31 protein-coding genes and 1 pseudogene are annotated in these 24,798 nt (G+C 46.3%); 20 read left to right on the forward strand and 12 right to left on the reverse strand.

Annotated elements, in window-relative coordinates:
* Positions 1–174 precede the first annotated feature (174 nt).
* The 11 genes and pseudogenes from K2P83_RS07110 (at position 175) to K2P83_RS07160 (ending at position 6,617) form a co-directional block, all read left to right on the forward strand.
* Entirely contained in the window at positions 175–372 is a 198-nt protein-coding gene (locus K2P83_RS07110) for a hypothetical protein (protein WP_292927713.1), read from the forward strand.
* A gap of 53 nt (positions 373–425) precedes the next feature.
* A complete protein-coding gene (locus K2P83_RS07115) occupies positions 426–875 on the forward strand; it encodes an Hsp20/alpha crystallin family protein (protein ID WP_292927715.1) in 450 nt (149 codons plus the stop codon).
* Positions 876–883: 8 nt separating this feature from the next.
* Positions 884–1,526, forward strand: a pseudogene (locus K2P83_RS07120) (TCP-1/cpn60 chaperonin family protein); the annotation flags it as partial.
* Between the two features lie 140 nt (positions 1,527–1,666).
* The gene (locus tag K2P83_RS07125) at positions 1,667–2,041 is read left to right on the forward strand and encodes a DUF2934 domain-containing protein (protein ID WP_292927717.1); all 375 of its coding nucleotides are present in this window, start codon (positions 1,667–1,669) and stop codon (positions 2,039–2,041) included.
* A gap of 307 nt (positions 2,042–2,348) precedes the next feature.
* Positions 2,349–2,747: a hypothetical protein gene (locus K2P83_RS07130; protein ID WP_292927719.1), complete on the forward strand. Its 399-nt coding sequence runs from the start codon at positions 2,349–2,351 to the stop codon at positions 2,745–2,747.
* A 16-nt stretch (positions 2,748–2,763) separates the two neighbouring features.
* Positions 2,764–3,309: a glycine zipper family protein gene (locus K2P83_RS07135; RefSeq protein WP_292927721.1), complete on the forward strand. Its 546-nt coding sequence runs from the start codon at positions 2,764–2,766 to the stop codon at positions 3,307–3,309.
* A gap of 79 nt (positions 3,310–3,388) precedes the next feature.
* Positions 3,389–3,574 (forward strand): DUF3330 domain-containing protein, encoded by a 186-nt coding sequence (locus K2P83_RS07140; RefSeq protein ID WP_292927723.1) that lies wholly within the window; start codon positions 3,389–3,391, stop codon positions 3,572–3,574.
* Positions 3,575–3,799, forward strand: a complete 225-nt coding sequence (locus K2P83_RS07145; RefSeq protein WP_292927725.1) for a hypothetical protein — start codon at positions 3,575–3,577, stop codon at positions 3,797–3,799. It begins immediately after the preceding gene.
* Positions 3,796–4,146: a hypothetical protein gene (locus K2P83_RS07150; protein ID WP_292927727.1), complete on the forward strand. Its 351-nt coding sequence runs from the start codon at positions 3,796–3,798 to the stop codon at positions 4,144–4,146. The genes K2P83_RS07145 and K2P83_RS07150 overlap by 4 nt, the downstream gene beginning before the upstream one ends.
* On the forward strand, positions 4,143–6,215 hold the full coding sequence (locus K2P83_RS07155; protein ID WP_292927729.1) for a [FeFe] hydrogenase, group A: 2,073 nt from the start codon (positions 4,143–4,145) through the stop codon (positions 6,213–6,215). The genes K2P83_RS07150 and K2P83_RS07155 overlap by 4 nt, the downstream gene beginning before the upstream one ends.
* A 141-nt stretch (positions 6,216–6,356) precedes the next feature.
* Positions 6,357–6,617: a hypothetical protein gene (locus tag K2P83_RS07160; protein ID WP_292927731.1), complete on the forward strand. Its 261-nt coding sequence runs from the start codon at positions 6,357–6,359 to the stop codon at positions 6,615–6,617.
* A gap of 103 nt (positions 6,618–6,720) precedes the next feature.
* On the opposite strand, the gene ubiE is transcribed toward K2P83_RS07160, so the two are convergent.
* Both ubiE and K2P83_RS07170 read right to left on the reverse strand, forming a co-directional pair.
* Positions 6,721–7,455, reverse strand: coding sequence for a bifunctional demethylmenaquinone methyltransferase/2-methoxy-6-polyprenyl-1,4-benzoquinol methylase UbiE (gene ubiE / locus K2P83_RS07165; RefSeq protein WP_292927733.1), 735 nt, complete (start codon positions 7,453–7,455; stop codon positions 6,721–6,723).
* A gap of 92 nt (positions 7,456–7,547) precedes the next feature.
* The gene (locus tag K2P83_RS07170; protein WP_292927735.1) at positions 7,548–7,958 is read right to left on the reverse strand and encodes a DUF971 domain-containing protein; all 411 of its coding nucleotides are present in this window, start codon (positions 7,956–7,958) and stop codon (positions 7,548–7,550) included.
* A 95-nt stretch (positions 7,959–8,053) separates the two neighbouring features.
* Here K2P83_RS07170 and phoB point away from each other — a divergent pair, with 95 nt between their 5' ends.
* Both phoB and phoR read left to right on the forward strand, forming a co-directional pair.
* Complete coding sequence (gene phoB, locus K2P83_RS07175) at positions 8,054–8,776, forward strand: phosphate regulon transcriptional regulator PhoB (protein WP_292927737.1); 723 nt, start codon at positions 8,054–8,056, stop codon at positions 8,774–8,776.
* 164 nt (positions 8,777–8,940) lie between these two features.
* The gene (phoR, locus tag K2P83_RS07180; RefSeq protein WP_292927739.1) at positions 8,941–10,248 is read left to right on the forward strand and encodes a phosphate regulon sensor histidine kinase PhoR; all 1,308 of its coding nucleotides are present in this window, start codon (positions 8,941–8,943) and stop codon (positions 10,246–10,248) included.
* A gap of 161 nt (positions 10,249–10,409) precedes the next feature.
* Here phoR and lgt read toward each other — a convergent pair whose 3' ends face one another.
* Complete coding sequence (lgt, locus tag K2P83_RS07185) at positions 10,410–11,231, reverse strand: prolipoprotein diacylglyceryl transferase (RefSeq protein WP_292927741.1); 822 nt, start codon at positions 11,229–11,231, stop codon at positions 10,410–10,412.
* 106 nt (positions 11,232–11,337) lie between these two features.
* On the opposite strand from lgt, the gene ilvD reads away from it, so the two are divergent.
* From ilvD to K2P83_RS07200, 3 genes are all read left to right on the forward strand, one after another.
* The gene (ilvD, locus tag K2P83_RS07190) at positions 11,338–13,011 is read left to right on the forward strand and encodes a dihydroxy-acid dehydratase (protein ID WP_292927743.1); all 1,674 of its coding nucleotides are present in this window, start codon (positions 11,338–11,340) and stop codon (positions 13,009–13,011) included.
* A gap of 306 nt (positions 13,012–13,317) precedes the next feature.
* Positions 13,318–13,629, forward strand: coding sequence for a c-type cytochrome (locus tag K2P83_RS07195; protein WP_292927745.1), 312 nt, complete (start codon positions 13,318–13,320; stop codon positions 13,627–13,629).
* 104 nt (positions 13,630–13,733) lie between these two features.
* Positions 13,734–14,150: an OsmC family protein gene (locus K2P83_RS07200; protein ID WP_013966285.1), complete on the forward strand. Its 417-nt coding sequence runs from the start codon at positions 13,734–13,736 to the stop codon at positions 14,148–14,150.
* 216 nt (positions 14,151–14,366) lie between these two features.
* Here K2P83_RS07200 and K2P83_RS07205 read toward each other — a convergent pair whose 3' ends face one another.
* From K2P83_RS07205 to K2P83_RS07240, 8 genes are all read right to left on the reverse strand, one after another.
* On the reverse strand, positions 14,367–14,723 hold the full coding sequence (locus tag K2P83_RS07205; RefSeq protein WP_292927748.1) for a hypothetical protein: 357 nt from the start codon (positions 14,721–14,723) through the stop codon (positions 14,367–14,369).
* A gap of 297 nt (positions 14,724–15,020) precedes the next feature.
* On the reverse strand, positions 15,021–15,965 hold the full coding sequence (lipA, locus tag K2P83_RS07210) for a lipoyl synthase (protein WP_292927750.1): 945 nt from the start codon (positions 15,963–15,965) through the stop codon (positions 15,021–15,023).
* Positions 15,955–16,635: a lipoyl(octanoyl) transferase LipB gene (gene lipB / locus K2P83_RS07215; protein ID WP_292927752.1), complete on the reverse strand. Its 681-nt coding sequence runs from the start codon at positions 16,633–16,635 to the stop codon at positions 15,955–15,957. Before lipB ends, lipA begins: the two co-directional genes overlap by 11 nt.
* Positions 16,632–16,898, reverse strand: a complete 267-nt coding sequence (locus tag K2P83_RS07220; RefSeq protein ID WP_292927754.1) for a DUF493 domain-containing protein — start codon at positions 16,896–16,898, stop codon at positions 16,632–16,634. Before K2P83_RS07220 ends, lipB begins: the two co-directional genes overlap by 4 nt.
* A gap of 40 nt (positions 16,899–16,938) precedes the next feature.
* Positions 16,939–17,808 carry a D-amino acid aminotransferase gene (locus tag K2P83_RS07225; protein WP_292927756.1) on the reverse strand — a complete coding sequence of 290 codons (870 nt, stop codon included), beginning with the start codon at positions 17,806–17,808 and terminating at the stop codon, positions 16,939–16,941.
* A gap of 30 nt (positions 17,809–17,838) precedes the next feature.
* On the reverse strand, positions 17,839–18,960 hold the full coding sequence (locus K2P83_RS07230; protein WP_292927758.1) for a D-alanyl-D-alanine carboxypeptidase family protein: 1,122 nt from the start codon (positions 18,958–18,960) through the stop codon (positions 17,839–17,841).
* A gap of 85 nt (positions 18,961–19,045) precedes the next feature.
* Positions 19,046–19,591, reverse strand: coding sequence for an NUDIX hydrolase (locus K2P83_RS07235; protein WP_292927760.1), 546 nt, complete (start codon positions 19,589–19,591; stop codon positions 19,046–19,048).
* Positions 19,592–19,631: 40 nt separating this feature from the next.
* Complete coding sequence (locus tag K2P83_RS07240) at positions 19,632–20,477, reverse strand: DUF2914 domain-containing protein (RefSeq protein ID WP_292927762.1); 846 nt, start codon at positions 20,475–20,477, stop codon at positions 19,632–19,634.
* A 122-nt stretch (positions 20,478–20,599) separates the two neighbouring features.
* Here K2P83_RS07240 and ligA point away from each other — a divergent pair, with 122 nt between their 5' ends.
* Entirely contained in the window at positions 20,600–22,627 is a 2,028-nt protein-coding gene (ligA, locus tag K2P83_RS07245; protein ID WP_292927764.1) for an NAD-dependent DNA ligase LigA, read from the forward strand.
* Between the two features lie 22 nt (positions 22,628–22,649).
* On the opposite strand, the gene K2P83_RS07250 is transcribed toward ligA, so the two are convergent.
* Positions 22,650–23,216, reverse strand: a complete 567-nt coding sequence (locus tag K2P83_RS07250) for a hypothetical protein (protein ID WP_292927766.1) — start codon at positions 23,214–23,216, stop codon at positions 22,650–22,652.
* Between the two features lie 106 nt (positions 23,217–23,322).
* Between K2P83_RS07250 and K2P83_RS07255 the strand changes: the two genes are divergently transcribed.
* From K2P83_RS07255 to K2P83_RS07265, 3 genes are all read left to right on the forward strand, one after another.
* Positions 23,323–23,868: a hypoxanthine-guanine phosphoribosyltransferase gene (locus K2P83_RS07255; RefSeq protein ID WP_292927768.1), complete on the forward strand. Its 546-nt coding sequence runs from the start codon at positions 23,323–23,325 to the stop codon at positions 23,866–23,868.
* A gap of 13 nt (positions 23,869–23,881) precedes the next feature.
* Positions 23,882–24,628, forward strand: coding sequence for an S-methyl-5'-thioinosine phosphorylase (locus tag K2P83_RS07260; protein ID WP_292927770.1), 747 nt, complete (start codon positions 23,882–23,884; stop codon positions 24,626–24,628).
* The coding region (locus K2P83_RS07265) for a peptide deformylase (RefSeq protein WP_292927772.1) at positions 24,618–24,798 on the forward strand (181 nt) is incomplete at its 3' end. The genes K2P83_RS07260 and K2P83_RS07265, both read left to right, overlap by 11 nt.

Here is a 24,798-nt window from a genome sequence, read left to right on the forward strand (position 1 = left end):
GCTGCTTACTTAAAACGATCGCCCGCCATTATTAGTACCGAAATTCAAAGAATTCGTACAATTCTTGGTAAATTTCAGAGAAATACCAAAGCTTCTATTGATCTAGCCAAGTAACGTTTTAATTCCTAATTATTTTTTGTCTAGAAACGGAAAAACACATTTTCGGAGCAATCTATGAGCCAAGAAAAGGAAATTAATCGTCGTAAAATAGACATTTCTTATGACTATTCTTTGGAAAAACAGTATTTTGATGGAGAAGGTGCGAGTGTTGCTATAGATTGGTTCGAGCCTGAGGCGGAAATAAACAGTGAGCTAGAATGGTTTGATGTGAATGATATAGATATTCAATTCTTCACCCATAAAGGTGAGTAAGTAAATCCGATACTTAATGAACGCAATCCCTAAACTTTTTAAGGAGAAATACCATGGTAAATATTGTTAAACATTCCCCTCGGCTTGGAGATTTAGCACGTTTTGACCCATTCACCAATATGGAAGATTGGTTTAAAGGTTTTGGATTGCGTCCATTATTCAATGAAATGGACACTGCTCCGCTCATTAAAATCGATCTAACCGAAAACGATAAAACTTATACCATCCACGCAGAAATTCCGGGCGTAAACAAAGAGGATATCAAAGTACAAGTAGATGGAAATCGTGTTTCTATCAATGCCGAGACAAAAAAAGAAAAAGAAGAAAAGGAAGGTGAAAGAGTTATCTGTCGAGAATGTTATCAAGGTTCCAGCTACAGAAGTTTTACGCTGGATAGCGATGTGGATGAAGCCAACACCTCGGCTAAGTATGAAAATGGAGTGCTTGAATTGATTCTGCCGAAGAAGAATGGAAAAACCTTTAAGCAGATTGAAATTTTGTAGCCACAAGTGAAGTGGGTAAGAAAAACACGACAATTATTAGCGATGCTAGGGATACTCATCAGCTAGGGTGTTGTTAAACAAATTCATAAGCTGATTGAAGCATCCACCAGTGATTACGACAAGGAGAAATTACGGGAATGTACAGCCAAACTCTCTGGCGTTGTTACGGTAATCAAAGTGGGTTCTGCTACTGAAACGGGGATGAAAGAGAAAAAACCTGCATTGAAGATGCCATGCATGCGACTCGTGCTGCCGTGGAAGAAGGTATTGCACCCGGTGGTGGCATGGCATTGCTGTGAACCCGAGCTGCAATCGGCGCCTTGAAGGGCAAAAATACTGAACAGGATGCCGGTATCCAGATTGTGCTGCGCGCTTTGGAAGAACCTTTGCAGAAAATTGTAGCTAACGCCGGTGGAGAACCTTCGGTAATGCTTGCTAAGGTTACTGAAAGTAAAGGTAACTTTGGTTACAACGCGGCTACCGAGGAATATGGAAATCCAATAGGAATGGGTATCCTTGATCACTACTAACGTGACGCGTTCTGCCTTGCAGAATGCTTCTTCGATTGCCAGTTTGATACTTACGGCCGATGTCATGATTGCGAATTTTCCAGAAAAGAAGCCAGTGGCGCTGAATAAAATAAATGGATAGGTAGGTGAAAGTTGATCTTCAATATAGGTATCAAGAACCTTTGTTATCACTGGTTAGTGGTCACAAAATAACCTGAAAGTCACGAAAAATACTTGGTATATGGGTATAACCCACCAGCTTCGTGCCCCTTATCATCAACTATGGAGAATATTATTGTTATGGCTAAACTGACACGCAATTCCGCTAACCAACAAAGCGATTCCAACATGATGTGGCAAGGCGCTTTCAGCCATGAGCAGCGTGAAGCGATAATTCGTGAGGCTGCTTATCACCACTACGCGAAGCGTGGCTATACCCACGGACATGATCTTGAAGATTGGTTCTTGGCTGAAGCCGAACTTGAGAACAAAACATCTGCATCCCAGGAATTTCCATCAGATATTGACATGCAGCAGAGCAGCATCCAAGATGCCGGGAAAGATGAAAAACTGAAAAAGATTATCAAACGACATCCGCAAAAAGCCATACCCCAGATCGAAAGCGTGGAGCCGGAAATGGCACCATTAAAAGAATGATACTGTGAACCATCTCTCCAATTTTATGCCGCATTTTTTCGTAACTGACTGCAGATTTTCATCCTTTAAGGAGTCTCTGAATGATTGTCATTTTTCGAACGGAGCGAGAAATCTATATTGTTGATTCAGGAAGATTCCTCACTACGTTCGGAATGACAGAGGCAGGTTATTCAGAGACTTCTTAAAAGTAGGATGGGGCCGGAAAAGTTTGACAGGCTTGGTAAAGAATACTTATGCGAATGGAATTCTGAGGGGGTGTACCAGTCTAATTTCGAGTCTTACATTACAAATTTTCAGTGGGATTTCAATGCGAAATAATAAATTGATGTGTTTGGCAATTGCGTTATTTGTAATCCTGACAAGTAGCCCAGTTTGGGCGCATAGCCATCATAGCCGCTTCAGTATTGGTTTTGGCTATTACGGACCAGGATTTTATAGTGGTTACGGGTATGGAAGCTATGGGTTTGGCGGATATGGCTTTGGTTATCCTTATTATTATCCGCCTTCTTACTATTATCCTCCGACGGTGATCGTGCCGGCCACACCGCCGGTCTATATACAGCAGCAACAGGCTCCGCCAGCACAAGCGGCCCAGCCACAAACCAATTATTGGTACTATTGCCAGAACCCGGATGGTTATTATCCCTATGTCAAGAGTTGTCCGGGAGGCTGGCTGCAGGTAGCACCACAACCCCCTGGACAATAACGCAATGAGGTCAAGCATGTTTACACCGGGAAGATTATTCATGTTGCTGATGACTGGTATGCTGATTTCTTGTGTCAGTATGCCGACAGGCCCAAGCGTCATGACATTGCCGGGTTCTGGCAAAAGCTTTGAGCAATTTCGTGCTGATGATTATGAATGCAGGGAATATGCATTTCAACAAATTGGCGGTCGAACGCCACAGCAATCAATTCAAACCAGTGGCGTTGAAAGCGCGGTAGTTGGAACCGGGCTTGGCGCTGCTGCAGGCGCTGCTTTAGCCGGTGGACAAGGGGCTGCGATTGGTGCGGGCACAGGTCTTTTGCTGGGTAGTGCTGTGGGTTCAGGTACTGCGATGACTTCAGGGTATGTTGCTCAGCAGCGATACGACATCAGCTATATTCAATGCATGTATGCAAAAGGCCATCATGTTCCTGTTTCAGGGAAAATTACCAGTGATCAACCTGCGAATAGCGGTACCGGTCCAAAAATTTCTACACCACCGGCAAATTTCACGCCACCGCCACCACCACCAGGTAATCCACCGCCACCACCAACCAAATGATTAGATGGTGTTTTCATCAAGAGATACAATTGAATAAAAAATTATGTACAGCCGATCCTCAGTTCCAGGAGAATTTGAAATGATTGAGAAAAAGAAAATAATTGAGCCTGAGAAAGTGGCTTGCGAAGTGTGTCTGAAAGAGATACCGCTGTCCGAAGCTGCGAGTGTCAAAGCGACTGATTACATCGTGTATTACTGCGGTCTTGAGTGTTATGACAAATGGAAGAAGCAGGCAGAAAAGACTGAATCTTCTTCGGATGATTGAATGTCCGGTTCTGGAAGCGCTAAAGTTTTGTGCAGTCTACGGGAATATCAATACAACAAATCAATTAGTTTGGATGGATGTCCAATGGATTACACCAGCCCCAACGCACCCAAGGTAGTTGATGTGCTTGGCACCTGGCTATTATCGATCTTGGATGGACAGCAGCGCTATGCACATGTTGCCGGGCTGCGTGGCGATGAAGTTGCTCCCAGATACTCGGCATGAACAAGATCATCAGTGACGAGAGTTTGCGTTGCGCACTGGCGCACTTGGCACCGGCCCCATGCAAGTATGGTAGCGAAGAAAAACGCGCTGCCCGTGCAATCCAACTGGCGAAGAGCACAGAATGGATGGATAAAGCCCTGGGCGATAGTACCCAAGAATCTTTACGCACGTCCTGGATACTCGATGCCGACACCAGCGTCAAACTGTTGTATGGTCACCAGGCAGGTGCCGAGATTGGCTACAACCCAACCAAACCGGGGCGATTCACACCGGTGACTTTTGACCTAATGTGCGCTAAAAATGAATGTCTACACAACAACATTACTTTTTCAGTTTCGCATAAATGATCAAGCTTACTGTTAATGGCCGATCTGTCGAATTGAAAGCCGGCTCGACATTGCTCGATGCGGCCAGGATAGCTGGTGTGTATATTCCTACGCTTTGTCACTACCCTCGTCTGCCCAGTCATGCCGTATGCCGCATGTGTCTGGTGGTGGTTAAGGGTGAAGCCCGACCACAACCGGCCTGTGTCACGCAGGCAAAAGCAGGTGATGTTGTAGTAACCGTCTCCAGTGACTTGCAGGCATTTCGCAAAACTAATGCAGAATGGCTACTGGCACGCCACCCGAACGACTGCATGCGTTGTGAAGTAAACGGGTCCTGCAAGTTTCAGCGTCTGGTTAGCGAGAACCAATGGGAAGACGGTTGGGAAAAAGTACCGAGAGGTTCGATAGAACATCCGGAACATCGCCTGATTGACCACACCTCGCCGAGTATCTGGCGTGATCTGTCTAAGTGCATTGAATGCGGCTTGTGTGTCGAGGCGTGCGGCGAGCCGGGGCAGCAACAAAACGTGATCGGATTTGCTGAGCGGGGATCGGGCCGCTTGCCTGTCACTGTTTTCGATCAATCCCTGGCTGACACCCAATGTATTTCCTGCGGTCAGTGCACGCTGGTGTGCCCAACCGGTGCCTTGATCGAGGCGCCTCACTGGCATGATGTGCTGCATACCCTTGATGCGCGCCGGCGACAATCTGCCGTTCAGATTGCGCCTGCCACGCGCATTGCCATCAGTGAAGAATTTGGAATGAAGCCCGGCACCGTGAGCACAGGCAGAATGATTAATGCCCTGAGACAGCTGGGTTTTGATTACGTGTTTGATACCAATTTTGGCGCTGATTTAACGATCATGGAAGAAGCCACAGAGTTTCTGGCGCGTCTTAAAGACCAGAAAACATTACCGCTTTTTACGTCCTGTTGTCCGGGATGGGTTAACTGGGTTGAGTTCAACAGGCCTGATGTTCTGCCACATCTGAGCACAACAAAATCACCGCAGCAAATGCATGGCGCAATTACCAAACGGGGCAGCTTCGCGCGTGCGCTGGGTGCTGAATTCGCAGCGGGAGAGGCAGAACCCTATGTTGTGAGTGTCATGCCCTGCACGGCCAAAAAAGATGAGGCCGTGCGGCCGGGTGTATCGGGTGATATTGACCATGTGCTCACCACGCGCGAACTGGCCAGAATGATCAGGGCGCGCGGCATTGCGTTTGGCGCGCTGTCGGAAAATGGTGAATTCGATAATCCGCTGGGTGAAAGCACAGGTGCAGGACAGCTCTTCGGCGCATCGGGCGGTGTGATGGAAGCGATTGTGCGCACGGCAGCGCATTTCATCGGAGATGAAAACGCGCTGCCGCTGGAATGGCACCCACTCCGCGGCGTCAGCGAGGGGCTGAAAACAGCCAAGATTCCCGGTATAGGCAAAGTCGCCATCTGCAATGGCATTGCCGCAGCGCAACATTTACTAAAAACAGAAACATGGCGGAACGAGTACGTTGCCATTGAAGTCATGGCCTGTGTTGGCGGATGTCTGGGCGGTGGTGGCGAACCCAAATCCATGGATCCGCTGGTACTGGAAAAGCGCATGCAGGCCATTTACGACATGGACAAAAATGCGCCGCGACGACGCTCCTATGAAAACCAGGACATTCAAAAGTTGTATGCCACCGAATTGAAAGAACCGAATTCGATCCAGGCTCACGCCTTACTGCACACGAGCTATGCTGCACGAAACTCCAGTCGATTGCTGTTGATGCGGTTTCTCGATTGTGTAGACAGGCGTGATGGCACTGGTGCGGCCAGCCTGTTCCATCCGGATGCATTGTGGTCAACGGCTTCACCCTTCGGCGACATACAGGGTGCCGCAAATATCGAAGCGTTCATCAAGAAACGTCTGCTACCGCGCAAGTATGGCCCGGGTTATGCGCGACATCGAATGGAATCGGCTGCGGATATTGACGATCTTACCGTAGTAACACCCGCCGGCGAACGCTGCCGGTTCAGTGTAGAGACAGTCACCCTGCACGAAGGCAGTCAGTCAAGAATGGCGATCAGAAAACTGGTGCGGAAAATTCTGTAATCAGGGTGTAGTCGTTACATTGCCTGACACTGACAGGTTGTCGGTCTTCCGATGCAGAAGGCGTTTGATGATTATTAAATTGGGGCATAAACGCAGGATACAGATGAAAAAATTACTCAGGATGTAATACATCCCTGAATTTTGGTAACAGTAGCTGCAGTTTTCATAGAAAGTATTCGATGCTTGGTTCATGCGGGCGTATCTGGTACTGCCGCTGCTGTCGCGAAAGATGCTGATCATCGGTCAAGCACGGTGCGATGCCGCGCTTTCCTGCCACCGGACGGTGTGTCCAGGCCTGGGCGAGGACGATCCAAAACCTATGGGATCAAAATAATGCCCGAGGCAATCCAAAATTTACCGGTAATCGAAGTCAAACTGACACTCTATGGAAGGAGCAGTTAGTTCGTTTGCGCACTGTGGTGACAATGACGCGTTTTCTCAAAGGGATTAAACAGTCAGCCGTTTACAAAAGCTAAAAATTTTGATTGATGTAAATTAGAAGTAGTCAAAACTTATATCCCCGGTGCAGCGCCACAATACCTACTGTCAAATTGAAGTATTCCACTCGTTCAAAACCGACTTGTTCCATTAGCTTCTTCAACTCTTCTTGTGAAGGGTGCATGCGGATAGATTCGGCTAGATATTGATAGCTTTCTGCATCATCGGCAATTACCTTTCCCATAGCGGGTAGTAACTTGAATGAGTAAGTGTCATAGGCAGGTTGCAATGGTTTCCAGACCTTGGAGAATTCCAGCACGATGACAGTTCCACCCGGTTTGATGACACGCAGCATTTCTTTTAATGCCATGTCTTTATGCGTCATATTTCTGAGGCCAAATGCGACGCTGACACAGTTAAAATAGTTATCTGGAAAAGGTAATTTTTCAGCATCACACTGCGCGACCGGAGTTGGCGTGCCTTCATCAATCAGGCGATCGCGGCCGATTGAAAGCATCGAATTATTGATGTCCGTCAGCCAGACTTCACCAGATTTGCCTACTTTTTGTAAAAAAAGTGCGCTCAAATCTCCAGTGCCACCTGCGATATCTAATACCTTGTCACCATTTCTGACGCCAGTGGTTTCAATGGCAAAGCGTTTCCATAGACGATGCAGACCAACAGACATCACGTCGTTCATCAGGTTGTAGCGTTCTGCTACTGAGTGAAAGACTTCTGCAACTTTTCCAGCTTTTTCATCTTCAGCAACGGTATTAAAGCCAAAATGAGTAGTTTTAGTCATGATAGTGATTAAGTTTATGTGTGAATTGGCTTTTAGAGAGTTGTCGATAAGCTTATTTCGATTGAAAATTAATCAATCCAATATGCCACAATTTACTTACAGGAGTGATTCGTTGCCTGTGTTCTGGTATCGGATTCACGACTGGCACCGGCTTCTTCCATACGCTGCAAATACCGTTGCCATATTTTATCCTGATTGAGGCCATAGTTATAGAGCAAGTCCCATGAATAGAGTCCAGTGTTATGGCCATCGGTAAAATTGAGTTGTATGGCATAATTACCAATAGGTTCAATTTTCTGGATACTGACCATTTTCTTGCCGGTTTGCAGTACTTCCTGTCCTGGGCCATGACCGCTCACTTCAGCGGAAGGCGAATGGACGCGCAAAAATTCACATGAAAATTGGAATGCTTTTCCATCAGAGAAAGTAATATCCAAGATTCTGGATTTTTGATGTAACTTGATTTCTGTGGGATGAGGCGTTTCTTTGGATAAACCGGCCATGTTATGTTATTCAGTGCAAATTGTTTAAAAATAATAGCTAATTCCATTGTAACAAAACTGTACAGAAAAAATTTGATTGATACAGGAATTTACTCATGGCTGCAAAAATACTGATCGTAGAAGATGAAGCTGCTATACAGGAATTGATTATTTATACTCTACAGCAAGCTGGTTATGAAACTGTTAGTGCTGAGAATGCAGAGAAAACAATGTCGATTATCAATAATGCATTGCCGGATCTTATTTTGCTGGACTGGATGTTGCCCGGTATGAATGGTATTGAATTTGCGCGAATTTTGCGGCGCAGCGAACGTACCCGCTTAGTCCCCATTATCATGTTGACTGCGCGCACTCAGGAAACGGATAAGGTTGCAGGGCTGGAAATTGGTGCGGACGATTACATTACTAAACCTTTCTCGCCTCGAGAGCTGGTCGCTCGTATTAATGCTGTGCTACGTAGGCTGGTTCCGGAAGCTTCGGACGAAGTGGTTGAAATTGATGAGTTGCGGCTCGATCCGGTCAATCATCGGGTGACTGCCGGGAATAAAGAAATTGAGTTAGGGCCTACTGAATATCGACTGTTGCATTTTATGATGACGCATACCGAACGGGTATATTCACGTAGTCAATTATTGGACCGGGTATGGGGTGATCATGTATTTGTCGAAGAACGTACCGTGGATGTGCATATTCGTCGGTTACGCAAAGCGTTACAATTGGCAGGCAGAGATGACTGGATACAAACTGTCAGAGGCTCAGGTTACCGGTTCTCTGCTGTAGCGGTGCTACAAACTAAAGAGCCAAATACACAAATCTAATAAAATAAATTGCAACATTTCGCATAGTGACATCGTTTATGAAGTTGATTGATTCCACTCGTGTTTTAGATTGTGTTCGCTGTCTGGATATCGAGTCTAAAAATTCTCAAAACTATCCCAAGCGATACCTTTCCCGCGTTGTTACTTTTTTCAGGATTATTTAAGTGTCTGATTTTTGGCAACGCTCCTTCAATATCGTTTTTATTATCTTTATTACTGCAGTGCTGTGGATGATTCTGGGTGCTGTTAAAGCATTAATATTTCTCAGTATTGCGCTGTTATGGCTGGTGCTTCATCATATTCGCCATCTTGTCGCACTAGAGCGTTGGTTACAGCTTTCTGATCATTCTCCAGCGAGCATTCCGGCTGGTTCTGGGGCATGGGATGATGTATTTGCACATTTAGCGCGTTATGTGCGTCAACATAGTCAAAGTCAGGAATTATTGAACCTTGCATTGGAGCGGATGCGTAGCGTTACTTCTGCGATGCCTGATGGAATTGTAATTCTGGATAAATCTGATCGGATTGAATGGTGTAACCCAGTTGCGGAGCAACATTTAGGCATTAACCTGTCATTGGATGCAGGCCAGCAAATCACCTATCTGGTCAGACAGATACCTTTTGTCGAATATCTGACAAAGCGTAAATACAGTAACCCGCTGATACTCAATCAAACGCGCCAACAAGGAATCATTGTTTCTCTTCAGTTAGTACCTTATGGTTATAACCAGAAGCTTATAATCAGTCGTGACATTACGCGATTTGAAAAAATTGAAACCATGCGGCGCGACTTTATTGCCAATGTTTCTCATGAGTTGCGCACGCCACTTACGGTCATTGGCGGTTTTCTTGAAACTTTATCAGCGGATGAGAATGTCAATACCGGTTTTAATAAACGCGCACTGGTATTAATGTCAGAACAAGCCGCGCGCATGCAGAGATTGATTGAAGATTTGCTGATTTTGTCGCGTCTTGAAAATGAACAAAGCAGTGTGAATGAAAGAATCGTGGACGTGACCAGTCTGCTGCGAGGGATTCTGCAGGATGCAGAATCCCTCAGTGCCGGGCGCCATCAAATCATATTAAATATCGCAACGCAAGATCAGTTACTGGGGAGTGAAGAAGAATTACGTAGTGCTTTTGGGAATCTAATCAGCAATGCGATTCGTTATACTCCCGATAACGGGGAAGTCAGTATTAACTGGGAGAAGCGCGACGGGCAGGGACTATTCTTTGTGCAGGACAGCGGAATCGGTATCGAACCGGAACATATTCCGCGGTTAACGGAACGCTTTTATCGTGTTGATAGCAGCCGCTCACGAGAAACCGGTGGAACAGGCCTCGGGCTTGCCATTGTCAAACATGTCTTAAGCCGGCATCAGGCGCGTTTGGAGATTACCAGTCAAGTTGGGAAGGGCAGCCGGTTCTCTATATGGTTCCCTGCCAGACGGTTGGTCCCAGAGAATGAATGATGACTTAGAACATAATCTATGGTCAGTAGTCACTCGTTATTAATTACATCAAGGGTGCGAGAAAGCTTGAGCGGTGAAATGAATCTGCGGAGTTTCAAATTAAACGTAAAAAAGTGTTAAATAATTGCGAGTAGAGATTACTTTTTTGATATCTGTCACTTTTAACGTTTTTTACGTTTCCGAGGATTATTTTGTACGCTAACTGTTTGACGCCTTGACCAAATTAACGCAGTTATTCCTGCTAGAATCATTGGAATGGACAACCATTGTCCCATCGTAATTCCCAGTGTTAGCATCCCCATAAAACCATCTTCCGGTTCACGATAGAATTCTGCAAACGAACGTAAAACGCCATAGCCGATCATGAACATGCCGGTGACAGCACCAGTTGCACGCGGTTTTGATGAATAAATCCAGATGAAGATGAACAGCATCACACCCTCGAGGGCAAATTGATACAGCTGTGAAGGATGACGGGGGAGTGCGTCGACATACGGAAAAACCATGCCCCAGGGAACATCGGTGGGTCTTCCCCATAATTCGGCGTTGATAAAATTGCCGATACGGCCCGCTCCCAATCCCGGAGGAATCAATGGGACGACAAAGTCGGTTACTGCTAGCCACGGCAGATTGTGTTTACGAGCCAGCAGGATCATCGCGACGAATACGCCAAGAAACCCGCCATGGAAAGACATCCCGCCTTCCCAGATGGCGAAGATTTGCAGCGGGTGCTCCAGGTAATAACCGAATTGATAGAACAGTACATGTCCCAGGCGCCCGCCTAGGATCACGCCCAACATGCCGTAAAACAACGCATCATCGAGCATTTCATTGGTAAAGACGGCATTCGGATTGTGTTTAATGCGGTAACGGCCTAGCAGGATGAATAGCACAAAGCCGATCAAGTACATCAATCCATACCAATGAATGGAAAGTGGTCCCAGTGAAATGGCAACGGGATCAATTTGAGGATGAACGAGCATAGTTTCGACCTTATTTACGGTAAAATAGGGGTTATTATACCAAGTGCGTTTGTGATAATCGTACGCCTTGTCATAAATTGTTTTTTTATCTCATTCAGGAGCAAGCATGCCAGACAATAAACGTAGCCAGGCCATAACTCAAGGCGCCCAACACGCACCCAGCCGCGCCATGTTGCGTGCCGTCGGTTTTAACGATGGGGATTTCGATAAGCCAATCGTGGGAGTTGCCAATGGTTATTCCACTATCACGCCGTGTAACAAGGGCTTGAATGAGCTGTCGTTAGAAGCTGAAGCGGCATTGAGACAGGCGGGTGCCATGCCGCAGATGTTCGGCACTATTACGGTATCAGATGGTATTTCGATGGGTACGGAAGGCATGAAATATTCTCTGGTTTCACGCGAGGTGATTGCTGACTCGATTGAGACCTGTGTTCAGGCGGAAAGCATGGATGGTGTGATTGCCATTGGCGGCTGTGACAAGAATATGCCGGGCGCGATGATCGCTATTGCACGTATGAACGTGCCGGCGATTTTTGTCTATGGCGGCACGATTAAACCAGGGCATTATAAGGGTCAGGACCTGACCATTGTCAGCGCGTTTGAGGCAGTAGGCCAGCACAGTGCGCATAAAATCGATGACGCAGAATTATTGCAGATAGAGCGGCATGCCTGCCCTGGTGCTGGTTCTTGTGGCGGCATGTTTACTGCCAATACCATGTCGTCCGCTTTTGAAGCGATGGGTATGAGTTTGCCGTACTCTTCCACGATGTCGGCGGAAGACGAGGAGAAACTGGTCAGTGCCGGGCAATCTGCCGAGGTGCTGGTTAATGCGATCAGAAAACAGATTTTGCCGCGCGACATTATTACCCGTCAGTCGGTAGAAAACGCCATTGCCGTGATCATGGCGGTGGGGGGATCTACCAATGCGGTATTACATTTTCTCGCGATTACGCATGCGGCTGAAGTCGAGTGGAACATTGATGATTTTGAACGGATGCGTGGCAAAGTGCCGGTGTTGTGTGATTTAAAACCTTCCGGACGCTATGTTACGGCCGATTTGCACCGCGCGGGCGGTATTCCTCAGGTTATGAAAATGTTGCTGGCGCATGGTTTGCTACATGGAGATTGCATTACCATCAGTGGACAAACCATTGCAGAAATCTTGAAAGATATTCCCGATGCGCCGCGTGTCAATCAGAATGTAATTCGTCAATGGAACAATCCGATGTATGCTCAAGGACATCTGGCGATTTTGAAAGGCAATTTGTCCACGGAAGGTTGCGTCGCAAAAATTTCCGGAATTAAAAATCCTAAAATCACCGGACCCGCACGCGTGTTTGAATCGGAAGAAACCTGCATGGCGGCGATTCTTGCCCGCAAAATCCAGCCCGGTGATGTTGTGGTAATTCGGTATGAAGGCCCTAAAGGCGGGCCTGGTATGCGGGAAATGTTGTCACCGACTTCGGCCTTGATTGGTGAGGGACTGGGAGATTCTGTTGGACTGATTACCGATGGGCGTTTCTCGGGAGGTACCTATGGCATGGTGGTTGGGCATGTGGCACCGGAGGCCTTTTCCGGAGGTGCTATCGCCCTGGTACAGGAAGGCGACTCGATTACCATTGACGCCGAACAGCGGCTATTGCAATTAAATGTTTCGGATGCTGTTTTGGCGCAGCGGCGTGCGGTATGGCAACAACCGCAGCCACGTTATTCGCACGGGGTACTGGCCAAATACGCGAAGCAGGTATCCAGCGCCAGCACCGGAGCCATAACGGATTAGCTGCATTCGTTCAGAACACGATTTTGGACATAGCTAATCATTTGATCTGAAAGTAGAAACAATGCATTTTGTAACACCGGTTTCCACAGCTAATAATTTTAGCGTTTCTGCTGGAACTAATTAATTTACCATTAAGTCTCAGCAAAGCAGTATCATTATAAATTGCAGCTGATTCGGTAAGTGTAAGGCGTGGTTATACGGCAACTGTGGCTGTATGCTGGAATAACAAACTGACAGGATTTGCTGCAGGTCCGTGAAGTTCAGGGTAGAATAAAAACCCTTTTATAATTTTAATAAGGAAAAAATATGAGAAAAGTGTTAATAGGAGCAGTTGCTGCATCAGCTTTATTGTTAGCCGGTGTTGCGCAAGCCAATGCAGATCTGGCAAAAAGCAGTGGCTGTTTGAATTGCCACAATGTTGATACCAAACTGGTTGGTCCAAGTTTGAAAGATATTGCTGGAAAATACGCAGGCCAAGCGGATGCTTCTGCATATTTGGCAGATAAAATATTAAAGGGAAGTAATGGTGTGTGGGGCCCGATTCCAATGCCTCCAAATGCTGCAGTTAAACCAGAAGATGCTAAAACGTTAGCTGATTTTATTTTGACCCTGAAGTAAGTCATTCCGGTTACAGGAAAGCCGACGTGTAATTACGTCGGCTTTTTATTTGTCAGGATTAAAAAATATTTACAGAAATTTCCATTCTAACAACCGGAGGAGCAATGAAAACGCGTATCAAATGGCAAGGGAATGTCAGTTTTCTGGCTGAATCAGGCAGTGGTCATTCGGTTTTGATGGATGGCGCACCGGATGCGGGCGGTCAAAATCTCGGGCCGCGTCCAATGGAAATGCTGTTGATGGGGCTAGGAGGATGCACCACTTTTGACGTAGTGTTGATTCTAAAAAAAAGCCGTCAGGATATCACCGATTGTGTGGTGGAAATTGAAGCCGAGCGTGCCGCTGTTGATCCTAAAGTATTTACCCATATCCATCTGCATTTCATTATCACAGGAAATAACTTGAATCCGCAGCAGGTCGAGCGTGCTATTAATCTATCCTCAGAAAAGTATTGCTCGGCTTCCATCATGCTCAAAAACACCGTAAAAATAACGCATGATTTTGAGATTAATAACGCATGAGAACGAATTAAAATCTATGAGCAATGCGTTCTGTTTCTTGTTTCTTATCCGTCTGCATACTGATGAATAGTATGCACTGATCCGCCAACAGCCAACGAATCAGTGCAAAATAAGGAAGATTCGCACGGAAGCTGTGCCGGAATTGCTCAACAACCGAACATTCTTATAAAAACAGATCCGGGAAACTTATTCAGTTGATGAAAATAAATATTTCTTCTATTTTGCTATTAAAGGATGTTCATCTTTCTTTTCTGTTTTTTCAGTTTCTCCATCATCGGCCAATTTGCTACCAACATAGCTTCCAACTGCACCACCAACCAATGCTGGCATAACTGATTGAAGGAGTGATGGATTCTGAGCTGGTGCATTAGCTGCCGGTGCTGCTGCAGCGTTAGTGGTGGTGGCCGGTGCTTGCGCGGCGGGTGCCGGACTCGGTGCGTCAGTTTTCTTTTGTGGTGCAACTGCAGATTTGGAGCTAAGTGTGCCTTTTGATGCACTGCTCTTAGCTTTTTTTGCATAGAGATTATTAGAAAACATCATAGAAACCAGAACAACAAAAAGTAATTTTTTCATATATATAAAACCAATCCGATAAAAAGTTATAGAACCATTATTAATAAATTAAATTCCTAAATCTTGTTATAAACTTCATCTTTTCAATCGAGCAGATCATCGCTATAGTTGTTTTTCCATCTGACCTCGACTCAATAACCACAATTATTACTGCGTGAGGAAATTTCTAATGGGCTACTCTGTATTAGAAGGTAAGCCACAGAGTGCGCCGCAATTTTAAAATATTTTCAGGTTGTGTCAATATCAGTAAGTGGATTCAATTCTGTTGGATCTTGCGTGATTTACGACTGCTTATCATTATAATAAGCCGGATTCATGCGCTTGCTGGTCGGCATGATAGCTGGAACGCACCATCGGTCCGCATGCTGCATGACTAAAACCCATTGCAAACGCCGCTTGTTCGAATACTTTGAAGGCTTCAGGGGTGACATAGCGCATCACCGGAAGATGACCGATGCTGGGTTGTAAATATTGGCCAATCGTCAGCATTTCCACATTGTGTTCACGCAAGTCGCGCAATACATCCATAATTTCCTCGTCCGTTTCACCCAAACCAAGCATTAACCCTGATTTGGTCGGAATGTGAGGAAAGTCCGCTTTAAAGTCTTGCAGGAGTTTCAATGAATTCGCATAATCAGCGCCTGGCCGGCATTGCTTGTACAATCTGGGTACGGTTTCGAGATTATGGTTTAACACATCCGGCGGACAAACCGAGAGTTTCTCCAATGCAATTTCCAGCCGTCCGCGGAAGTCTGGCACCAGTGTTTCTATTTTTGTATTTGGCGAATGGGTGCGTATTTCACGGATGCAATCGGCAAAATGTTGCGCGCCGCCGTCACGTAAATCATCGCGATCCACGCTGGTAATTACGACATATTTTAACTTCATGGCGGCAATGGATTGCGCCAAATGAAGCGGCTCATCAACATTCGGTGGTTTCGGTCTGCCGTGTGCGACATCACAGAAGGGACAGCGGCGTGTGCATAAATCGCCTAGAATCATAAAAGTGGCAGTGCCTTTACCAAAGCATTCGCCGATGTTCGGACAAGAGGCTTCCTCACAGACTGTATGCAATTTATGCTCGCGTAACAGTCGTTTGACTTCGTAGAAGTTTTCACTGTTGGACGAACGGACACGGATCCAGGAGGGTTTGCGCAGTAGATCACTGCGGGATTGTGGGGTTACTTTAATCGGATTGCGTGCCGTTTTGTCAGCACCCTTTTGGCGGGTATCAGTGGTCATGGTGGTAAATACTTTTTCCTTTAAGAAGTTTTTCTTGTAATTGGTTTGCCAACTTATTGCTTAGAATTTCCAATTCATCGGTAATGCCCAGGTCTTTGGTTTGCGTCACTTGCAGGCCTTGATAACCGCATGGGTTGATGTAAGAGAAAGGTGTTAAGTTCATATCCACATTCAGTGCAATACCGTGGTAGCAATAATTCTTCTTTATTTTTAATCCCAGCGCAGCGATTTTTGCATGATTAACATAGACACCTGGCGCATCAATCCGCGCAACGGCTTTTATATGATAGTCTTTCAGCACATCTATCGCGGCATTTTCCATATTTCTGACCAATTCGCGCACGCCGAGTTTTAACCGGCGTATGTCCAGCAGTAAATAAGCGACGATTTGGCCTGGTCCATGATAGGTGATTTGGCCGCCTCGGTCTGTTTTGATTAAATCAATTCCAGTGTTACACAGCAGATGTTCAGGCTTTCCGGCAATACCTTGCGTAAAAACTGGCGGGTGTTGTAATAACCAAATTTCATCGCAAGTTTGTGCGGTACGGGCATTGGTAAAATCTTTCATCGCCTGCCAAGTTGTCTGGTAATCGGATAGGCCCATTTTTCTGACGATAAAACACTGTCGCTCTAAAACCGGTGAAGATACTGCTGAGGCATGATCAATCACAGTGCCACGGCGACCATGGGGTGATCTGATAATGCCTGATACAGCGCATCCAGTTGCGGGCGGGAAGTGGCGCGAATGGTGCAAGTAATGCTTAAGTACGTGCCGTTCTTGCTGGATCTGACTGTCATGGTTGTAGTATCAAAATCAGGCGCGTGAGATTTGACAATTGCCAATGCTACATGCGTAAAATCCTGTTGCGCTTTTCCCATGATTTTGATGGGAAAGTCACAGGGATATTCGATTAAAGAAGGCTGTTCGGTCATGTGTGCAACGGCTGCTGCTTGAGTATTTCAGGAGTGCTTTTTACAAAACTTCTGTGCCGGAGATATTGCCGCGCATGTGCGTCGCTTTATACTGCTGATAGAGTGTATGCAATTGGGTAAACATCGCTCCCGGTTTTCCACTCCCTACTGAATTGTTGTCCAGAAATGTGATCGGCATAATTTCTTTCGTGGATGATGTCAGCAAGATCTCATCAGCCGTACGTATTTCTGTTTCTGAAATTTCACGGACTTCATGTGCGATTCTATTCGTTGCTGCGAGCTCAAGAACCACGTCGTAAGTAATTCCGGGCAACATCAAATGGCTCTTCGGAGGTGCCAGCAGCATTTTATCTTTAACAACGAATATATTACTGGCGGCACCTTCGGTCAGAAATCCGTCTCTGATCAGGATCGTTTCAATCGCATGCACATCCACAGCCAGTTGACGCAGCAGCACATTCGGCAGCAATGAAATCGCTTTGACATCGCAGCGTATCCAGCGATTATCAGTGGCGGTGATGGCGGATGCGCCACTGACCAGTAGTTCGGCGGGTGGCGGCAACAGCGGGTTGCTCATGATAAAAACGGTCGGTGGAACGTTCGCAGGAAAAGCATGATCCCGTTTGGCTACACCCCGCGTGATGTGCAGATAAAGATATTGATCCTCCCCTTCGTTTTTTGCGATAACTTGTTCCAGCAGATTTTTCCAGTCTGTATCACTGAATGGATTTTTTAAACGAATGCCATCCAGGCTATGCTGTAACCGGTTGAGATGCTCAGCGAGACGGAATGGATTTCGGGAATAAACCGGGATTACTTCATAGATGCCGTCACCAAATATAAAACCGCGATCCAAAACAGGAACGCAAGCTTCCTCAATGGGCATAAACTTACCGTTCAGATATATCATGTGAACCTTTTGCGATGTGATAAGGCAGGATTAGTTGAAGAGCAATTTTACACTATCCCACGCGCGACCGAAGACATTGGTTGTTTCAACTTTCTCCAAGGCAACCAATGGGTAAGCTTCCACGGTCTTGTCATCCAGCGTGAATTTGACCGTGCCGACTTCTTGCCCCAGTTGAATCGGAGCTATTAAGGGTTGTTTATATTCCATGGTGGCTTTTAGTTTGTCAGCTGGGCCTTTAGGCAAAGTAAAATAAACATCCCGATCAAATCCGGCTTTCAATTCATTCTGAGTGCCTTTCCATAAATGGATGGTGGTGAGCGAGTCGTATTTTTTGTATAAGTGTAGCGTATCGTAGAATTGAAAGCCGTAATTGAGCAACCGCTGACTTTCCATGCTGCGTGCATTGGCCGACTGGGCGCCGATTACCACCGATATGAGGCGTCGTTTATCCCGTATCGCCGAGGTAATCAGGCAATAGCCGGCAGTTTTGGTCCACCCGGTTTTCATGCCATCTACATGCGGATCTAGCCAAAGAAGACGATTTCTGTTTGGCTGAGTGATATTGTTGTACGTGTATTCTTTTTGTGAATAAAGCCGATAAAATTCGGGAAAATCACGGATGATAGCGACTGCCAATATAGTCAAATCGTGTGCTGTTGTATAAAGATTTGGATCAGGCAATCCGGTTGAGTTTGTAAAATGTGTATTTTTCATTCCCAAACGTCCGGCTTCTTTATTCATCAAGTTTGAGAAATTGGTTTCCGAGCCGGCAACCGCTTCTGCCAGAGCAATACAGGCATCATTTCCCGATTGAACAATCATTCCCCGGAGTAACTCATCCACTGTAACCTGTTTAGTGGGCTCGATAAACATGCGCGAACCGATCATTTTCCAGGCGCTTTCTGAAACGGGAATATTTTGATTCAGCGACAATTGATTCTGCTTGATTGCGGAAAAAACCACGTAAGCTGTCATTAGTTTTGTCAACGAGGCGGGCTCTATACGATCATGTACATTCTGACCAGCCAATGCTTGACCAGTTTGGAAATCTGAGAGCATGTAAGCTTTTGCCGCTATGGAGATGTCTTGTTGTTGGGCAGATACTGACGAGACAGCGAGGCACATTAGTAATAATACGAATAGATGCTTCATAGAAGTCTGCAAAAAATAAACATTATATCCTGCCATTAGAGAATCTAAAACTATCGATTTTTAATTTATAAAACAATGACATTGCTCAGGGATTGTTGCGAGGCCGGTCAATGATGCCCTTGTGAAACCCCAATTTTCCCAGTTTGCGTTCCTTAAAATATTGCATTAAGGGATCATGAATGACACGAAATGCCATTTCTTCCCAAGGAATTTCATTTTCGGATAATAGCTTAACTTCCAGACTTTCGATGCCGGGTTTGAAATCTAAATCCAACAATCGTGCGCGAAATAGCAGATAAACCTGGCTGATGTGAGGAAGGCTGTAAATCGCATACAGATTACCGATTTCTACTCTGGCATTGGCTTCTTCCAAAGTTTCACGTGCGGCAGCTTGTTCTAATGTTTCGTTATTTTCCATGAAGCCGGCTGGTAAAGTCCACCACCCCAGGCGCGGTTCGATGGCGCGGCGGCACAATAAAATTTTATCTTCCCATTCGGGAATGCATCCGACAACCATCTTGGGATTCTGATAATGAATAATGTTACACGTGGTACAGACATAGCGGGGCAAAGAATCGCCTTCGGGGATTAACAATTCCACGGTGGCGCTACAATTACTACAGTATTTCATAGTGAATCCTCAAATTCAGTATCGACAGTGTGAAAGGATTTCAGTTTTGGGTGACGATGAAATTCCTCGTCGCCAGAAGATTTCCGGATTCATCGATTAATTCAACGCGCCATGGACCTAGTCGCCGATGATCCAATTGTTTGCTGGCATGCGTGCGCCAATTGTTATTATGCACTTGCAAAGCCAATTTAGAATCCAATTTATCGTCGTGATACCAGTTGATGCGGATATTCTTTCCTTGCAGATTCTTTAAATGCAGATAGAAATGAATGGATTTGGATTCGCCGGGACGTAATTGTATCGCATCAATAGAATCAACCGGTTCCCGTTCTTCTATCGCATGGCTTAATTGTGCTCTGACAACCTCCGGGTGATCCGATGTTTTTTGGGGTTTCGACTGTCGAGCAGTCTTAGGTATTTTTATCCCGGTTATAGCCGGTTGATTAATGACTGTTGCCGACTCCGGTTTTTTGATGGGTGTGGCAATCGCATTATTTGCAATCGTAGTTTCTTTAGAGTCAGCTGGAACAACCCGCGTATTCGATTGGATTGTCAATTGATCGGGAAGCGTTTCGGGTGATTTATCGCTTGAGCCGGTTAACGGTTCGGTTTTATCCAAAGAAGTTTTATTCTCAGGTACGGAAAGAATTGAATCTACCGGGGGTGGCTCATTCCGCGTATTTTCATTATTTTTATCAGCGAATAAGAGATAGCCGATTAGAATCAAGATGGGTAACAGTATCAACGCTGCAATTGAAATTTTTCTCCAATCCAGCACCTCTTCATAAGTGACTTCAGGTTCGGGCAGGTCAGGATATATTTCGTCAATGGCTTGTGGCGGTTGTTGCTGGATTTGAATGCGTATTTTTAGTTTATTATTTTCCATATCGGGTTTTTCAAGACATCAAGATGTCGAAAGTTTGGTTTTCTGATTGAATGCGCAGTATAAAGGATTTTTCAGAAATAACTGAAACCGCGTCTTACCGGTATTCGCTATACTTGTTAGCTATGGATGACAAAATTGAGAAGATAAACCAGCATGTGCAGGATTTACGTGCTGAAATCGAATTACATAACTACCGGTATTATGTGTTGGATAATCCGACTATTCCCGATACGGAATACGATAAGTTATTACGCGAATTACAGCAAGTCGAACAAGATTATCCGCAACTGATTACCGCCGATTCCCCAACGCAACGCGTCGGTGCTGCGCCGCTCAAGGCTTTTTCGCAGATCACGCATCGTATCCCGATGCTGTCATTGAATAATGCGTTCGACGATACCGAAGTCGAAGCATTTAACCGTCGTGTCTGCGAAGGATTATCGGTTGAGCATGTGGAATATACGGTAGAGCCAAAATTTGACGGATTGGCAGTCAGCTTATGCTATGAAAACGGCATTCTTAAAACCGGTGCGACGCGTGGTGATGGCAATACCGGTGAAGACATTACATTGAACTTAAAGACGATCAAATCGATTCCATTGTCACTGCCGGTCAAGAATCCCCCGCCGCTGCTGGAAGTACGGGGGGAAGTGCTGATGCTGAAAGCGGATTTTCTGGCACTGAATCAGCGGCAGTTGGCCAAAGGCGAAAAGGAATTCGCCAATCCGCGTAATGCCGCGGCAGGATCGCTGCGTCAACTCGATCCCGCTATCACCGCGACCCGGCGCCTTACTTTTTTTGCTTATGGGATTGGGCAATATGAAGATGCGCACATGCCGCACGATACGCACAGCAACATACTGAGTTATCTCTCCGGCTTGCATTTTCCGGTCGCAATAGAATGCCGGGTGGTCACGGGATTGCAAGGACTGCTGGAGTATTATCAAGCGATCGGTGCGCAGCGCGAGAATCTGCCGTATGCGATTGACGGTGTGGTGTATAAAGTCAATTCTCTATCGCAGCAGGAGAAACTCGGTTTTGTATCGCGCGCGCCACGGTTTGCGATAGCGCACAAGTTTCCGGCACAGGAAGCGGTCACAGAATTGCTGGCTATCGACGTGCAGGTCGGCAGAACCGGTGCGTTGACGCCGGTTGCGCGCTTAAAACCGGTATTTGTCGGCGGCGTGACGGTGACTAACGCCACCTTGCATAATGCCGACGAGATTGAGCGCAAGGACGTGCGTATTGGTGATACCGTGATTGTGCGCCGCGCCGGTGATGTGATCCCGGAAGTGGTATCGGTGATCCCGGAAAAACGCCCGGTTGATTCGCAAGTGTTTACCATGCCTTCACACTGTCCGGTGTGCGGTGCCAAAGCCGTGCGGCTTCCGGATGAGGCCGCATCGCGCTGCACCGGCGGTTTATTTTGCCCGGCGCAGCGGAAACAGGCTATTCTGCATTTTGCGTCGCGCCGTGCGCTGGATATTGAAGGATTGGGAGATAAACTGGTCGATCAAATGGTGGACAATGCCATCGTGCGCACACCGGCGGATCTGTACAAGCTGGGGATAACTGCGCTGGCGAATCTGGAGCGCATGGCGGATAAGTCGGCGAACAACATTTTGCAGGCGATTGTAAAAAGCAAACACACGACGCTGGCGAGATTTATTTATGCGCTGGGTATTCGCAATGTCGGGGAAACGACGGCGAAAGGCTTGGCTGCACATCTGGGCAGTATTGACCGATTGATAGCAGCGGATACTGAGCGCTTACAACAAATTCCGGATATTGGTCCGGTGGTGGCGCAAAGTATCGTGGATTTCTTTGCTGAAGCGCATAACTGTGAAGTGATTGAACAGCTTCGTGCCAGCGGCGTGCAGTGGGACGAGCACGAAGGAAAATCATCACAGTCGGATGCGGCAGCGCCATTACAAGGGAAAACCTTTGTGTTGACAGGAACGCTGCCGGCAATGAGCCGCGAAGAGGCCAAAGAAAAAATTGAAGCGCTGGGCGGGAAAGTCAGCGGCAGTGTTTCCAAAAAAACGGACTATGTCGTCGTGGGAGCCGATCCGGGAAGTAAATATGACAAGGCAGTGGGATTAGGGATTGCAATTCTTGATGAGGAGGGATTATTGGCATTGCTCCAATAATCCTGGCAGACAGATGGAAAATTTACAGAGTATTATCTTTCGTCAAAGTGAACGCACCATTATGTTCGTCATTGACGCTATATTCGTAAGTTCCAGCAGGCAGGCCATATACTTCTAGCGGGATGATTTTTTCATAAGGTACCAGTGCTGCGGTACAAGCTATATCTGGAGGAAATGGATTGGGACCTACATGGAGTGTAATCTCGAATTTGTTGCTCTTAAGTGTCTGGTTGATCTGCTGAAAAAATGCACACCCATTTGAAAATGCTCCGCTGATCTTAAGAAATACTTGTACTGGTGAAGAATTCGTAATGATTGCTTCAACTTTTTCTTCATAGGTTGCCGGTCCCGGAATAATTTTAGTTTCAACAAGATTGATTAATTTCCAACTATTCGAAGAATTATCGAATTGAAATTCCACTTTCTGATAATTTCCCGTTTGAGCATCGGTATCTACACGAGGAATGGTTAGTTTTCCGTCTTTGTAGATTGGATAATCAGAAGGCGTAGAAGTCTGCGAGAAAACGGGATTGACTGTTAATAGTGTGATGGTGGTTATTGCTAAAAGAATTTTTATCATCAAGTGCATTTTATTTTTTCTCCAAGGGATGTTGCTGGGATATTGGAAAATTATATGTAGGTTAGGTAATAGTTTAAAACAATAAATGATCGGATTGCGAGAGTTTGAAATTCCTATGTTAGATATACAACAAGCACGACAAATTCTGAAAGCGGCTGAGCTGATTCATTCAGAAAGAATAGTTAAAAAAACGATACAAAACTTAACGAGAGATATCACAAGCGTTTTGTCGCAGCAACAGCCTTTGGTTTTATGCGTGATGGGCGGAGCGGTGGTATTTACCGGGCAATTGCTGCCGCAACTTCGATTTCCGTTGGATTTCGATTATTTGCACCTGACGCGCTATGACAAAAAAATGACTGGCGGGGAAATTCACTGGCTGGCCGAACCGAAGGAAATGCTGAAAGATCGCGTGGTTTTGGTATTGGATGACATTCTGGATGAAGGGATTACGCTGGCCGCAATTCGTGACAAAGTATTGGAAAAGGGTGCAAAAGCATTTTATAGTGCGGTGCTGGCAGAAAAAGAAACGGGCAAGCCCAAACCATTTAAAGCCGATTTTGTCGGATTGACGGTGCCGGATCGTTATGTGTTCGGTTTTGGCATGGATATTTACGGCGCGTGGCGGAATCTGCCGGCCATTTACGCAGTAAAAGATTGAAACGGGAGAAACCATGTTTGCAATTATTGGCGGCAGCGGCATGACGCAATTATCCTGCCTGGAAATATCACACCGGCAAATCATACGCACACCCTATGGCGAACCTTCGGGGCCATTGACGTTTGGTAAGATGAAAAATGAGGACATCGTTTTTCTGGCGCGGCACGGGCATGGCCACACGATACCGCCGCATGCGGTCAATTATCGTGCGAATTTGTGGGCGTTGCACTCATTGAAACCGTCACATGTCATCGCCGTGGCCTCGGTGGGTGGTATCCGCGCTGATCTGACGCCGGGTCGGCTGGTGGTTCCGAATCAGATTATTGATTATACCCATGCACGCAATTTCACCTATTTTGACAAAACGGATCAACGTGTCACCCATATTGACTTTACGCTGCCGTATTGCCAGAAAACCCGGACATTACTGTTACAAGCGGCGAGGAATGCCAATGAAGCAATTATTGATGGAGGGGTTTATGCAGCGACAGAAGGGCCTCGGCTTGAAACGGCGGCGGAAATCAACCGGTTGGAGCGTGACGGAGCGCATATGGTCGGTATGACCGGAATGCCGGAAACCGCACTGGCACGAGAATTGGGATTAAATTACGCTGCCATTGCCGTAGTCGCCAATTATGCCGCCGGACGCGGTACTAACGTCAATGCAATCCCGCTTACGGAGATCTATGCCGTGTTGGAACAAGCGATGGTGGGTGTCAGAAACATATTGGAACATGTGGTGAGTTGTCTTGGCGATTAAACCGGTACTTAAAATGGGCGAGCCCGTATTGCTCGAAGTGGCCAAACCCGTTGATCAATTCGATACCCCTGAGCTGCATGCACTGATTCAGGATATGCAGGATACGATGGCATCGTTAAATGGCGCAGGCCTGGCCGCGCCGCAGATCGGCGTAAGCTTGCAAGTGGTGA

Origin of the sequence: Nitrosomonas sp. (genome assembly GCF_019752415.1) — a bacterium.
Taxonomy (GTDB): domain Bacteria; phylum Pseudomonadota; class Gammaproteobacteria; order Burkholderiales; family Nitrosomonadaceae; genus Nitrosomonas.

Coding starts and splice junctions, on each gene's coding strand:
- K2P83_RS07110 (WP_292927713.1), top strand. CDS start 175: ATGAGCCAAGAAAAGGAAATTAATCGTCGTAAAATAGACATTTCTTAT.
- K2P83_RS07115 (WP_292927715.1), top strand. CDS start 426: ATGGTAAATATTGTTAAACATTCCCCTCGGCTTGGAGATTTAGCACGT.
- K2P83_RS07125 (WP_292927717.1), top strand. CDS start 1,667: ATGGAGAATATTATTGTTATGGCTAAACTGACACGCAATTCCGCTAAC.
- K2P83_RS07130 (WP_292927719.1), top strand. CDS start 2,349: ATGCGAAATAATAAATTGATGTGTTTGGCAATTGCGTTATTTGTAATC.
- K2P83_RS07135 (WP_292927721.1), top strand. CDS start 2,764: ATGTTTACACCGGGAAGATTATTCATGTTGCTGATGACTGGTATGCTG.
- K2P83_RS07140 (WP_292927723.1), top strand. CDS start 3,389: ATGATTGAGAAAAAGAAAATAATTGAGCCTGAGAAAGTGGCTTGCGAA.
- K2P83_RS07145 (WP_292927725.1), top strand. CDS start 3,575: ATGTCCGGTTCTGGAAGCGCTAAAGTTTTGTGCAGTCTACGGGAATAT.
- K2P83_RS07150 (WP_292927727.1), top strand. CDS start 3,796: ATGAACAAGATCATCAGTGACGAGAGTTTGCGTTGCGCACTGGCGCAC.
- K2P83_RS07155 (WP_292927729.1), top strand. CDS start 4,143: ATGATCAAGCTTACTGTTAATGGCCGATCTGTCGAATTGAAAGCCGGC.
- ubiE (WP_292927733.1), bottom strand. CDS start 7,455: ATGACTAAAACTACTCATTTTGGCTTTAATACCGTTGCTGAAGATGAA.
- K2P83_RS07170 (WP_292927735.1), bottom strand. CDS start 7,958: ATGGCCGGTTTATCCAAAGAAACGCCTCATCCCACAGAAATCAAGTTA.
- phoB (WP_292927737.1), top strand. CDS start 8,054: ATGGCTGCAAAAATACTGATCGTAGAAGATGAAGCTGCTATACAGGAA.
- lgt (WP_292927741.1), bottom strand. CDS start 11,231: ATGCTCGTTCATCCTCAAATTGATCCCGTTGCCATTTCACTGGGACCA.
- ilvD (WP_292927743.1), top strand. CDS start 11,338: ATGCCAGACAATAAACGTAGCCAGGCCATAACTCAAGGCGCCCAACAC.
- K2P83_RS07195 (WP_292927745.1), top strand. CDS start 13,318: ATGAGAAAAGTGTTAATAGGAGCAGTTGCTGCATCAGCTTTATTGTTA.
- K2P83_RS07200 (WP_013966285.1), top strand. CDS start 13,734: ATGAAAACGCGTATCAAATGGCAAGGGAATGTCAGTTTTCTGGCTGAA.
- K2P83_RS07205 (WP_292927748.1), bottom strand. CDS start 14,723: ATGAAAAAATTACTTTTTGTTGTTCTGGTTTCTATGATGTTTTCTAAT.
- lipA (WP_292927750.1), bottom strand. CDS start 15,965: ATGACCACTGATACCCGCCAAAAGGGTGCTGACAAAACGGCACGCAAT.
- K2P83_RS07220 (WP_292927754.1), bottom strand. CDS start 16,898: ATGACCGAACAGCCTTCTTTAATCGAATATCCCTGTGACTTTCCCATC.
- K2P83_RS07225 (WP_292927756.1), bottom strand. CDS start 17,808: ATGATATATCTGAACGGTAAGTTTATGCCCATTGAGGAAGCTTGCGTT.
- K2P83_RS07230 (WP_292927758.1), bottom strand. CDS start 18,960: ATGAAGCATCTATTCGTATTATTACTAATGTGCCTCGCTGTCTCGTCA.
- K2P83_RS07235 (WP_292927760.1), bottom strand. CDS start 19,591: ATGAAATACTGTAGTAATTGTAGCGCCACCGTGGAATTGTTAATCCCC.
- K2P83_RS07240 (WP_292927762.1), bottom strand. CDS start 20,477: ATGGAAAATAATAAACTAAAAATACGCATTCAAATCCAGCAACAACCG.
- ligA (WP_292927764.1), top strand. CDS start 20,600: ATGGATGACAAAATTGAGAAGATAAACCAGCATGTGCAGGATTTACGT.
- K2P83_RS07250 (WP_292927766.1), bottom strand. CDS start 23,216: ATGCACTTGATGATAAAAATTCTTTTAGCAATAACCACCATCACACTA.
- K2P83_RS07255 (WP_292927768.1), top strand. CDS start 23,323: ATGTTAGATATACAACAAGCACGACAAATTCTGAAAGCGGCTGAGCTG.
- K2P83_RS07260 (WP_292927770.1), top strand. CDS start 23,882: ATGTTTGCAATTATTGGCGGCAGCGGCATGACGCAATTATCCTGCCTG.